The organism is Staphylococcus sp. HMSC035D11 (genome assembly GCF_001836075.1).
Taxonomy (GTDB): Bacteria; Bacillota; Bacilli; order Staphylococcales; family Staphylococcaceae; genus Staphylococcus; species Staphylococcus hominis.
The window spans coordinates 8,694-20,292 of record NZ_KV827278.1; the positions used below are offsets into that span (position 1 = coordinate 8,694).

The following is an 11,599-nucleotide window of genomic DNA, read 5'->3' on the forward strand; positions in this document are numbered from 1 at the left end:
ATCCCTTCAGCCGGACTTGGGTATTCCTCCAATGAACACAATAACCATCATATAATATTATTCATTGGAAGTCAATATTTTTATATTATTATGCTAAAACTTTTTGTTTGAGATATTGATCTACTGATTTAGCTACAGCTCGTCCTTCTTTAATTGCCCACACGACTAAACTTTGTCCACGACGTGCATCTCCTGCAGCAAATACTTTTTCTTGATTTGTACGATAATCCTGCTCATTTGCTACGATTTTATTTTGTTTAGTTTTAATATCAAATGATCGTGGTACTGTTGTTTCAGTTCCTTCAAATCCGATTGATAATAATACTAAATCTGCTGGCCAGTGTCTTTCTGTACCATCAACCACTACCATACCCTCAGGTGTTTCTTCCAAAATTTGGGTATAAACACCGCGAATATTACCAATCGCATCTACATCATATCGCATAGTTTGAACGCCATATGCACGAGGCTCTCTTCCAAATCGTGCTTCATATTCTTTATGAGCATAATCCATTTTAAATACAGGTAATGCTAAAGGCCAAGACGTGTTACTTTCAAATGTAATTTCTTCTGGTGCTTTTGTATACTTGTTAAACTGTACAATAGATTTACAATTTTCGCGTAAAGCAGTTGCTACGCAGTCTGCTCCAGTATCCCCTGCTCCTATAACAATTACATTTTTATCTTTAGCCGTAATTGAAGCTTCTTCAATCTCACCATTTAGAACTTGCATTTGCTCAGTAAGGTAATCCATAGCAAAGTGAATACCTTGTCCCATTCTACCTTCTAAAGGCAAGTCACGTGCTTTTTGAGCACCAGTACATAATATAATCGCATCAAATTGTTCTTCTAATTCATCACGTGTTATATCTACACCGATATTAGTATTTGTCTTGAAAGTAATACCTGCTTCACGCATGATTTCAATTCTACGTCGAACCACAGTTTTGTCTAACTTCATATTTGGAATACCATACATTAATAAACCACCTGGCTCAGCTGCTCTTTCAAAGACCGTAACTTGATAGCCTAAATGATTTAATTCTTCCGCAGCTGCTAATCCCGCAGGACCGCTTCCAACAATTGCCACGCTCTGATTTTTGTGTTCTTTTGGATATTTTGGTTTTACCCATCCATTGTCATAAGCTTCATCAATAATCGTGCGTTCGATACCTTTAATTGCTACAGAATCACGATTAATTTTCATAACACATGATTGCTCGCATGGTGCAGGACAAATACGTCCTGTAAATTCAGGAAAATTATTCGTCTCACTTAGACGTTCGTATGCTTCTTTAAAGTCTTGATGATACACTAAATCATTCCATTCTGGTATATAATTTCCTATTGGACAACCAATTGTTTCTCGTCCGAAAGGAAGTCCAGTTTGACAAAATGGCGTTCCACAATCCATACATCTTGCCCCTTGAATAGAGGCTTCTTCTCTAGAAAATCGTTGTTGGAACGCTTCGTGTCCTTCTAAACGTTCAATGAGTGACAATTCTGCTAATGATTGTTTCTCATATTTCATAAACCCTTTAAACTCACCCATAACTTTTCCTTCCTTTCTTTAATAAATCACAGCTGGTTGCAAGTCTTTTTCAATCGATGTGCGATGATCATAAAATGCAGCTAATTTTGCTTCGTTATCTTCTGATAAATGACGATGTTGTAACTCGATTTTTTGCATCATTAATTCATAATCTTTTGGAATTACTTTTATGACATGTTCAGTGACATTCTCAAATTGATTTAAGATATCTTTAGCTTTTGTACTTTCTGTATAACGATAATGTTCTTCTAACATTGATTTAAGTAACTGCTTTTCTTCATCATGTTGCACGCGTTTAAATGCTAATGTTGGAAGTTGGTTCGCTTTTTTAAATGCTTCGATATCACTTGGGAAGATATAACATACTCCACCACTCATACCTTGGCCAAAGTTTTTGCCAACATCACCAAGTATAACAACATGTCCACCTGTCATATATTCCAAACCATGATCTCCAATTCCTTCAACAACTACATCAACACCACTATTACGAATACAGAAACGTTCTCCAGCACTACCATTAATATAGGCTTTACCACTAGAGGCTCCATAGAAGCATACATTACCTGCAATAATTTCATTTTCACGAGCATGCTTTGGTGCTTTCACAACAACTGTTCCACCAGATAACCCTTTTCCTACATAGTCATTAGCATCTCCAGTATGATGTATTAATAGTCCTTTAGGAGCAAATGCACCTAAACTTTGCCCAGCATGGCCCATCGTTTCTGCAATAATCGTTTCTTCAGGTAAACCTTTACTACCATATTGCTTCGTAATATAACTACCCGTAATTACACCAACATTTCGTTGAGTATTATTAATTGTATATTGTCCTTTAAATGTTTCACCATTTTCAATACTTTGTTTTGCCTCTTTATATAAATAATTTAAATCGAACCCAATATCTAAATGATGATTTTGAGCTATTTCTTTTGTGTTCGGTCCATCAACTGCATGAAGTAATTTCTCAATATCAAGTGATGCAGCTTTAGATTTAGGATTAATATGACGAGAACGTTGTAATAAGTCAGTACGTCCTACTAGTTCTTCGACTGTTTTCAAGCCAAGTTCCGCGAGAACTTCTCTTAATTCTTCAGCGACGAAATGCATAAAATTGACAACATGATCCGCTTTACCTCTATAAAGCGCACGTAAATCTTTATTTTGCGTTGCTATTCCTACTGGACAAGTATCATTATGACACACTCTCATCATAATACATCCGAGAACAACAAGAGGTGCAGTTGCAAAACCAAATTCTTCTGCTCCTAATGCACACGCTAATGCTACATCTCTACCTGTTAATAACTTACCGTCTGTTTCTAAACGTACACGGCTACGTAAATCATTTAACTTTAATGTTTGATGTGTTTCTGCTAAACCAAGCTCCCATGGTAATCCGGCATGTTGAATACTTGTTTTAGGAGATGCACCCGTACCACCGTCATAACCACTGACTACAATTTTATCTGCAAATGCTTTAGCTACCCCTGAAGCAATCGTTCCTATACCTGTTTTAGATACAAGTTTAACAGCAATATCAGCATCTTTATTTGCATTTTTCAAATCGTGAATCAATTGCGCTAAATCTTCAATTGAATAAATATCATGGTGTGGTGGTGGAGAAATAAGCCCAATACCTGGTGTAGATCCACGTGTTTCAGCAATCCAAGGATATACTTTAGTGCCAGGAAGTTGTCCACCTTCACCAGGTTTTGCACCTTGAGCTACTTTAATTTGTAATTCTTTAGCGTGTTGTAAATACTCACTAGTTACACCAAATCGTCCTGATGCAACTTGTTTAATCGCACTTGATAAATAACTGCCATCTTCTTGAATGACATATCGTTTAGGATTTTCCCCTCCTTCACCGCTATTGCTTTTTCCTCCTAATTTATTCATCGCTTTTGCTAAAGTTTGATGTGCTTCCTCAGAAATAGAACCATAGCTCATAGCACCTGTGTTAAAACGTTTTACAATCGATTCTACAGATTCTACTTGCTCAATAGGAATTGATGATTGAGATTTAAATTCTAGTAAATCACGTAAATGGTCGTGTCTATTGTCATGCACAGCATTAGTAAATGTTTTAAATTGCTCGTAATCATTTTCACGACAGGCATGTTGTAATAAATGAATCGTGGTTGGATTAAATACATGATGTTGTCCTTGTTGACGCCATTGGAAGTTACTACCAGAAGCTAGATATTCTTCTTCATTACTTTGACGTTTTCTATTTTCTTCATCAATTTGTTCAATACTTAATCCTGATAATTTAGATTGTGTTCCTGTAAAGTAAGTGTCAATCACATTTTGAGATAAGCCTACTGCTTCAAATATTTGTGCGCCTTGATAACTTTGAACGGTAGAAATACCCATTTTAGCCATAACTTTAATAACGCCTTCTGATAAAACATTTGTATATGTTTCAACATTTTCAGAAATCGAACCTTCAAGATGATGACTATCAGTTAAATGAGCAATCGTTTGTTGTGCTAAGTAGGGAACGACTGCATTAGCACCATATCCAAGTAAACAAGCAACATGATGCACTTCACGTGTTTCACCTGATAAAGCAACAATACTTGTACTCATACGTAAATCTTCTTTAATAAGTAATTGATGAATATGACTTACAGCTAATAACATCGGCATAGCATAATGCAACGATTGAGTTGTATTGATAAGTGCGCTATCATCTAACACTAAAATTGTGTAACCTTCTTTTGTAGCTTGAATCGCTTCTTCTCCTATATGATTTAAAGCTTCTTCGAGTGAAATGTCTTGATACAGGGTCGATAAATGTTTCACGTTAAACTTACTTTGTTCAATTTTATCTAATTGATTTAATGTAAGAACCGGTTTAGTAAGCTGTATACGATTTAAGACATTCGGTTCTGGATGAAGTAAATTTCCTTCACTACCTAGATAAGATAACTCACTTGTTACAATCTTTTCACGATAAGCATCGATAGGTGGATTCGTTACTTGAGCAAACAGTTGTTTAAAATAGTTAAATAATGATTCTGGTCGTTCATTTAGTACTGCGAGCGGCGCATCATACCCCATGGCACCAATAGGATCTTTTTTTCCTATCAAAAGATCTGTCATATATTTATGAATATCTTCCTTAGTGTAGCCAAACTGCTTTTGTACTTTAAACAGTGTTGCTTCATCTAATAATTGACGTTGATATTGAACTTCGTCTAATTCTAAATCAATCTTGTATTGATCAATCCAATCTTTATAAGGATATTTATGTGCAATATGAGTTTTAAGTTCGTTATTTTCGATGACTTTATTAGAGTTAAAATCAACGAGCAATAATTTCCCAGGATTCAATTGTCCTTTAAAAGCAACGTTTTCTTCTGGAACATCAATCACACCCACTTCAGATGAGAAAACAATAAAATTATCTTTAGTGATTGTATAGCGTCCTGGTCGTAATCCATTTCGATCCGTTAATGCGCCAATTTTATCGCCATTACAGAATGAAATCATTGTTGGGCCATCCCAAGGTTCCATTAAATAGCTATAAAATTCATAAAATGCACGTACATGTTCATCATTGGATTTATTATATAACCATGGCTCTGGTATAAGTAACATCGCCGCTTCTTCAGGCTCCATTGCTAAACTTAAAAACTCCAACGCGTTATCTACAATAGCTGAGTCGCTTCCGTCTTCATCAACAATATTTTGAATTTTTTCACTTTCATTACCAAATAAAGTATTAATAAGTTGACGTTGACGAGCACGCATCCAGTTAACATTACCTTTAATCGTATTAATTTCTCCGTTATGCATAAGAAGTCGGTTAGGATGTGCACGTTTCCAACTAGGGAATGTATTCGTACTAAATCTAGAATGAACAAGTCCTAATTTTGATTGATAATCCTCATTGTTTAAGTCTAGGTATAACGTCTTGATTTGATCTGAACGTAACCAACCTTTATAGACAATCGTTTTATGAGATAAACTTGTAAAATATAAATCTAAATGTTCGCGTTCTGCATATTGTTCAATTTGTTTACGTGCTAAATAAAGCTGTTTAACAGGCGTTTCATGTTGGTTTAAATCTACAAACACTTGTTGTACATAAGGCATTGTAGAAGCAACATGTTCTGCTAATGCTTGTGTATCTACAGGTACATCTCTATAACCAATTACTTTCAATCCTTCATCGTTAAAGTATTGGTTAAATACAGTTTCATGCTGTGTACCTGAAACTTTTTGATTAGAGAAAAAAAGACCTACCGCATATTCACCTTCATTAGGTAAGTCGAAATGAGTATGTTTTTTAAAAAATTCGAAGGGAATTTCTGTCATAATTCCTGCGCCATCACCAGTAATACCATCAGCTCCAATACCGCCTCGATGGTCTAATCTACGCAACATTTCTAATGACTTTTCAATAATATCGTGAGATCTTAAATTATCCATATTGGCATAAAAACCGATTCCACATGCATCATGTTCCTCACGGTAATCATATAATCCTCTTTTTAGTCTATCTTTAAACACGATGCCCACTCCTTTTGAGAATTTTCAGAAAATTTACTGTTAATAACAATTAATATAATGTAAAATATTTATCTGAACAATATATTAAATAGATGATATCATTCTAATAATTAGAATATTTACGATATACTTAGATTAAGGAGGTAAAATATGGAAATTAAACAATTACGATACTTTGTTGAAGTGGCTCGCCGTGAACATATTTCTGAGGCTGCATTGGAACTTAATATTGCTCAATCTGCAATTAGTCGCCAAATCAATTTACTTGAAAAAGAATTACAAGTCCCATTATTTGATAGACAAGGTCGCAATATATATCTTACTTCGCACGGTAAAGCGTTACTAACACAAGCAACTCACATACTAGAACAACTTGATGAAACAGTTGCACTTTTTCAACAAGAACAACTTAAAAACGCTCATCATATCAATTTAGGTTTTGAAGAAAGTTATGCTTCTCATATGATTACACCTATTATTCAAACGTTTGAAAGAGAATATGATAGTCACATTATACCTAGTTTAATGAATCATACTCAGATAGTAGACTATTTAAATTCAGGAAAAATTGATATAGCTATTGTTGAGAATACATCTGAACTACAAGCAAACTCAACTCTTTCAATTACGTCTTTATATGAAGAAACATATCATTTATACGTACCTAAAGACGATGCTATTGCCTTATCATTTAATCCGCCCTTAACACAACTTAAACAATTTGAAAAAAATCCTTTATATACACTTCACGATTTTCCTGATTCTATTAAAAAACGATTAGAATCTGTAATTAAAGTACCTATATATACACTAAGTACAAAGTCTCTTGGTCAGTATCTATTAAAACAACGTCGTGGCCATCTACTCTTACCTGATTATATATCGTTGGATCATTCATCTGAACAATTAGAGGATATCTCTTTATCACATACAGAATTAAAACGTTCATTTTGTGTTGTATTTAAAAAAGACAATAAAAAAGTAGATATCTTTAATCTATTTCATCTCATTCAAACATTGCTAAATAAAGTTTCAACATATCACTAGGTCTTGTAACGAACACTAACACATAACATGTGATTGAATATCATTTTGAACACGCATATATTTACTTTATTGCAATAAAGGGGTAAATTATATAATTAAAAAGAGGTTTAGGTTTAATGAATATAAAGACACTTCATGTTTCTAAAATTAAAAACACTCATCGTCTAATTATTATTGTTACTTTCATAATGATTGGATTATTTATTTTTACATTTTTTAATGCTTCATTTTATCAAATACCTATTGGTAAAATCACAAATATCGAAACAAGTCATGGTCAAAAAGTCACAGACGAGCATCATAATACTGACACAAAATATAATCAACGATTAACTATACGCATTCTAAACGGTAAGTATAAAAACGAGATCACAACTGTTAATAATCATTTTGTAAAATCTCAAGCAGATTCAGAGCAATTTGCTAAAAACGAAAAAGTATTATTACATATACAAAAAGGTCCATCTGACGCTACCATTCTAGAAAAAAAACGCGATGGCCTTACTGTGGCGATTGTAGGCATATTTATCGTGACACTTTTAATTGTAGGCAAAAATGTAGGGTTACAATCAATTCTATCTCTACTATTTAACACTGCGTTTATTATTGTTTCCATAGGCATTCATAATACTTTTTCAGGTACAAATTTATTTTTATTAATGAGTATAGCCATTATTTTATCAACTATTCTTACATTAGTATTAGTAACTGGGTGGCAAAAACGAACTTGGGTTACGATAGTTGCTACTTTATCTGGAACGTTTTTATGTGTAGGGATTACTGAATTATTAATTCAGTTTACAGGTGGTAATGGCATCAAATATGAAACAATGAGTTTTTTAACGCTACCTCCAAAAGATGTCTTTATGTCTTCTGTTCTTATAGGAACATTAGGAGCGGTGATGGATGTAGCCATTACAATTTCTAGTGGAATGTACGAAATTCTCCAGCGTACGCCTCACATTTCAATGGCTCGTTGGGTTTTAGCTGGACGTCATATTGGCCAAGATATTATGGGTACCATGACCAATATCTTATTATTTTCATATTTATCAGGTAGTCTAGCTATGGTATTAATTTACTTAAAAAATGCGAATACATTTACTTACACAATATCTATGAACTGGTCTCTAGAAATGACACGTGCACTGACTGGTGGTATCGGTATTGTATTGACCATTCCTATAACCATAGGACTTATGGTCACTATATTTAAGTGGAAAGGAGTAAGTCGATGACTACAATTTTTTTACTCGCACTATTACTTTTTATTTTAATGGTTTTGCTTGGCGGTAAAAAAGGACTCATTTCCTATCTCACTTTATTTTTAAATTTTATTATTCTTATTATTAGTATTGTTTTCATTCTGTTTGGCATGCCAATCTACCTAATAGCCTTTACTTTTTGTCTTGTGACTGCTGCTTGTAACCTTTTTATTTTAAATAGTTACAATATCAAAACACAAGCCGCATTTATCGGAACGATAGTAACAACAGTGCTTCTTATCATAGGCGTCTATTTATCTGTAAAATTTGGTCATCTACAAGGTTTTGCTACAGAACAACAAGATGAAACCTATATATTTTCAATGAATATTGATATAAATATGCTACAATTCTCTGTTTTTACTATTATGTTGGCTGTCATCGCTGCTGTAATAGATTTAACGATTACAATAAGTTCACCAATGTATGAGTTGAATGAAACCAATCCTAATCTTTCTCGTAAAGAATTATTTCAATCTGGTATGCGTGTGGGCAGAGAAATTCTTGCTACTTCCGCTAATACAATTTATTTAGCTTATTTTGGTGGACAATTAACATTATTCTTTTGGTTTTTTCAACTTCATTATTCATTTGGGCATATTTTAAATTCTAAAATTTTTGCTCAAGAGTTTATCTCAATCTTATTAGGTGGCATTGCAGTCGCGTTAAGTATTCCTATCACGGCTTGGGTTAGTGCTCGGTTGATTAAATATCATCAACTTAAACAAACAGATCACCACATTACTACTTCATCCTTAAACGAAGATATAAAATAGTAAAGACCAAACAGTGGCATTTAATGATTGAAAGCATCAAATGTCACTGTTTTATTTATTCAATACTTATGTTGAAAATGTTTCAATCCACTTAATTACAGCTGGTGCGATATATTGTGTATCAAATTTATTGAACCAACGAATATCAGTAACTTCATTATCAATTTGAACTTCATTCCAATTAATACTTCGATTAACCTTAAATCCATTTAATTCGGTCAAAGTATTTGGTTGAGGATAGGCTTCACCAATCACTTTTCCAATATATGTAAAATCATCTTGAGAAAAATGAAGTTGTAGTTCTTCTTCAATTTCTCTTTGAATAGCTTCTAAGAGCGTTTCACCTTCATCAATTTTCCCACCAGGAAAATAATATTTTTCTCTGTGACGCACTTGTACCAGTAAAATTTGGTCCTCTGTTTCTTCCACTAAACATACACATTTAATCATTCTATTCATCCTTATTAAAATATTCTCACTTCAAAAAAATAATTTAATTTAGTATGATATTAACATACATTAAAACAAACATTGGGACAAATTCTTAATGAGTGGTATAACATTCAGATTTGTTTTTTATTTTTATGGAGGTCTTGTATGATGGCAAAACAATCAAAACTTTCACGCTTATCTAGTTTAGTAAGTACAGCAGGATTTATTGTGGATGGATATAATGGACTTAAATATAGTGCAAAAAATAAAAATTTAGTTTATCTATCACTAGCACTTAGCACAGCGGGTACTGTGTTCGATTTTATAGTTTCTATGAGATCACCACGTAAATTCCGTAAATTCACATCATTTATCTCATTTATTGTTAATGTGACACGCTTAGCTTCAAGCTTTAGAAAAGTGAAAGAAGATTATCATTTCGAATAAAAAAACGAGCCTAAGACATAATGAATTGTCTTAGGCATTTTTAATATATTGGCAGTCGATGACTGAAGTAAAAATACGCTTGTATCAAGCTTTTTTCAATTCTAGTCCCGGATTCCCAACATAAAGACTTTCAATAAGAAAGTCTATGTCCAACGCAAATTAGGGATACGTTGCCAAGGTAGGACGACGGATTCAAAATGAATTCTGTCCCATTTCCTTCATTTTTTTTACTAATGAATAAATTTATATTGTCTAACTTGATAGGCTGGAATTGTACGATATGTTAAAATTCCTGGACCTGCACTAAAGTTCATTTCAGATACTAAAATACTTCCATTACTATTGACGCGTTCTACAAATGCAACATGACCATAGTAGCCAGCATCTGATTGAGCAATTGATCCTACAGTAGGATGATAATCAATTCTATAGCCATCTCTTTCAGCTGCATTATCCCAGTTATTTGCATTCCACCAATATGTACTAATACCTTTACCGATTTGAGCACGACGATTAAAGACATGCCATGTACATTGACCCCAATCATATAAATTTCTATGATTAAAAATCGGTGTATGATAATAATAATTTGATGATGAACTTGTACTATTTGTATTACTACTTGATGATGCTGTGCCGCTTACGCGTAATGTTTGACCTGGGTAAATAAAGAAATTATTTAACCCATTTAAACGCATAATATTTTGATATGTCGTATTATATTTCCAAGCGATGCCCGATAATGAATCACCGTAACGCACAGTATAGTAGCTTGAAGAACTAGATGAATTTGAGCTACTTTGTGTGTGGCTACTCGAACGTGCTGTCCCTGAAACTTTTAATGTTTGACCTGGAAAAATTAAAAAGCTATGAAGTCCATTTAATTCCATAATATGGCGGTACGTTGTACCATAGCGACTAGCAATTGATGATAAACTATCTCCACTTTTTACTGTATATGTACTGCTTGAGTTATTACTATAAGAATGGGATGAACTAGAGCCTGAAACAGTTAATACTTGATTTGGAAAAATAAGATTTGATGTCAAACCATTTAATGATTTTAATTTAGCTATTGTTATACCATAGCGATTTGAAATAGACCATAATGATTCTCCACTTTTTACGGTGTGAGTTGTTGCTGCTTCTGCTTGATGTGCAAATATTGTACTAAATGCCCCAGTTCCAATAATTGCTGTTGCAAGAACTTTTTTATTCATAAATAAGCGCCTCCTTAATTTTATGCTTATCTTTGACATGTCCTCATGACAATTGTTGTATTAACGCTTAGTTTTATTACGTTAATTCTAGTGCTTTAACTTTAATTTTTTCTACTCAAGTAGTCTACTTATATAAATTAATATATTTCATCATAATATTCCATTTCAATTTGATTACATAATGATGAAATTTTAGTACGATACTTATAAATTTAAAACTTTATAAAAATCAATTTCTTTAGTCTAATTATTGCATAACGCAAATAAGGATTTTTTTAATGTGATTATATTTAATCAAAAATTTATGATACTATTGAAAATGATATAAAAAAA

At 33.1% G+C, this 11,599-nt stretch carries 8 protein-coding genes; 4 read left to right on the forward strand and 4 right to left on the reverse strand.

What is annotated here, in order from left to right:
• Positions 1-88: 88 nt before the first annotated feature.
• Positions 89-1,552, reverse strand: a complete 1,464-nt coding sequence (locus HMPREF2647_RS08535) for a glutamate synthase subunit beta (protein ID WP_017175202.1) — start codon at positions 1,550-1,552, stop codon at positions 89-91.
• 18 nt (positions 1,553-1,570) lie between these two features.
• Entirely contained in the window at positions 1,571-6,079 is a 4,509-nt protein-coding gene (gene gltB, locus HMPREF2647_RS08540) for a glutamate synthase large subunit (RefSeq protein WP_070813169.1), read from the reverse strand.
• A gap of 150 nt (positions 6,080-6,229) precedes the next feature.
• Here gltB and gltC point away from each other — a divergent pair, with 150 nt between their 5' ends.
• The 3 genes from gltC (at position 6,230) to HMPREF2647_RS08555 (ending at position 9,167) form a co-directional block, all read left to right on the forward strand.
• Positions 6,230-7,126, forward strand: a complete 897-nt coding sequence (gene gltC, locus HMPREF2647_RS08545) for a glutamate biosynthesis transcriptional regulator GltC (RefSeq protein WP_070859946.1) — start codon at positions 6,230-6,232, stop codon at positions 7,124-7,126.
• Positions 7,127-7,242: 116 nt separating this feature from the next.
• Positions 7,243-8,364 carry a YibE/F family protein gene (locus HMPREF2647_RS08550; protein ID WP_017175199.1) on the forward strand — a complete coding sequence of 374 codons (1,122 nt, stop codon included), beginning with the start codon at positions 7,243-7,245 and terminating at the stop codon, positions 8,362-8,364.
• Entirely contained in the window at positions 8,361-9,167 is an 807-nt protein-coding gene (locus tag HMPREF2647_RS08555; RefSeq protein WP_017175198.1) for a YibE/F family protein, read from the forward strand. Before HMPREF2647_RS08550 ends, HMPREF2647_RS08555 begins: the two co-directional genes overlap by 4 nt.
• 66 nt (positions 9,168-9,233) lie before the next feature.
• Here the strand turns inward: HMPREF2647_RS08555 and HMPREF2647_RS08560 are convergent, their stop codons facing one another.
• Positions 9,234-9,617, reverse strand: a complete 384-nt coding sequence (locus tag HMPREF2647_RS08560) for an NUDIX hydrolase (RefSeq protein ID WP_017175197.1) — start codon at positions 9,615-9,617, stop codon at positions 9,234-9,236.
• 150 nt (positions 9,618-9,767) lie between these two features.
• On the opposite strand from HMPREF2647_RS08560, the gene HMPREF2647_RS08565 reads away from it, so the two are divergent.
• Positions 9,768-10,046: a hypothetical protein gene (locus tag HMPREF2647_RS08565; protein WP_048762529.1), complete on the forward strand. Its 279-nt coding sequence runs from the start codon at positions 9,768-9,770 to the stop codon at positions 10,044-10,046.
• 230 nt (positions 10,047-10,276) lie between these two features.
• On the opposite strand, the gene HMPREF2647_RS08570 is transcribed toward HMPREF2647_RS08565, so the two are convergent.
• Positions 10,277-11,266, reverse strand: coding sequence for a LysM peptidoglycan-binding domain-containing protein (locus HMPREF2647_RS08570; protein WP_017175195.1), 990 nt, complete (start codon positions 11,264-11,266; stop codon positions 10,277-10,279).
• Positions 11,267-11,599: the final 333 nt, after the last annotated feature.

Bases quoted from the DNA above. Each gene is read 5' to 3' on its own strand.
- HMPREF2647_RS08535 (WP_017175202.1), bottom strand. From the start codon at position 1,552: ATGGGTGAGTTTAAAGGGTTTATGAAATATGAGAAACAATCATTAGCA.
- gltC (WP_070859946.1), top strand. From the start codon at position 6,230: ATGGAAATTAAACAATTACGATACTTTGTTGAAGTGGCTCGCCGTGAA.
- HMPREF2647_RS08550 (WP_017175199.1), top strand. From the start codon at position 7,243: ATGAATATAAAGACACTTCATGTTTCTAAAATTAAAAACACTCATCGT.
- HMPREF2647_RS08555 (WP_017175198.1), top strand. From the start codon at position 8,361: ATGACTACAATTTTTTTACTCGCACTATTACTTTTTATTTTAATGGTT.
- HMPREF2647_RS08560 (WP_017175197.1), bottom strand. From the start codon at position 9,617: ATGATTAAATGTGTATGTTTAGTGGAAGAAACAGAGGACCAAATTTTA.
- HMPREF2647_RS08565 (WP_048762529.1), top strand. From the start codon at position 9,768: ATGGCAAAACAATCAAAACTTTCACGCTTATCTAGTTTAGTAAGTACA.
- HMPREF2647_RS08570 (WP_017175195.1), bottom strand. From the start codon at position 11,266: ATGAATAAAAAAGTTCTTGCAACAGCAATTATTGGAACTGGGGCATTT.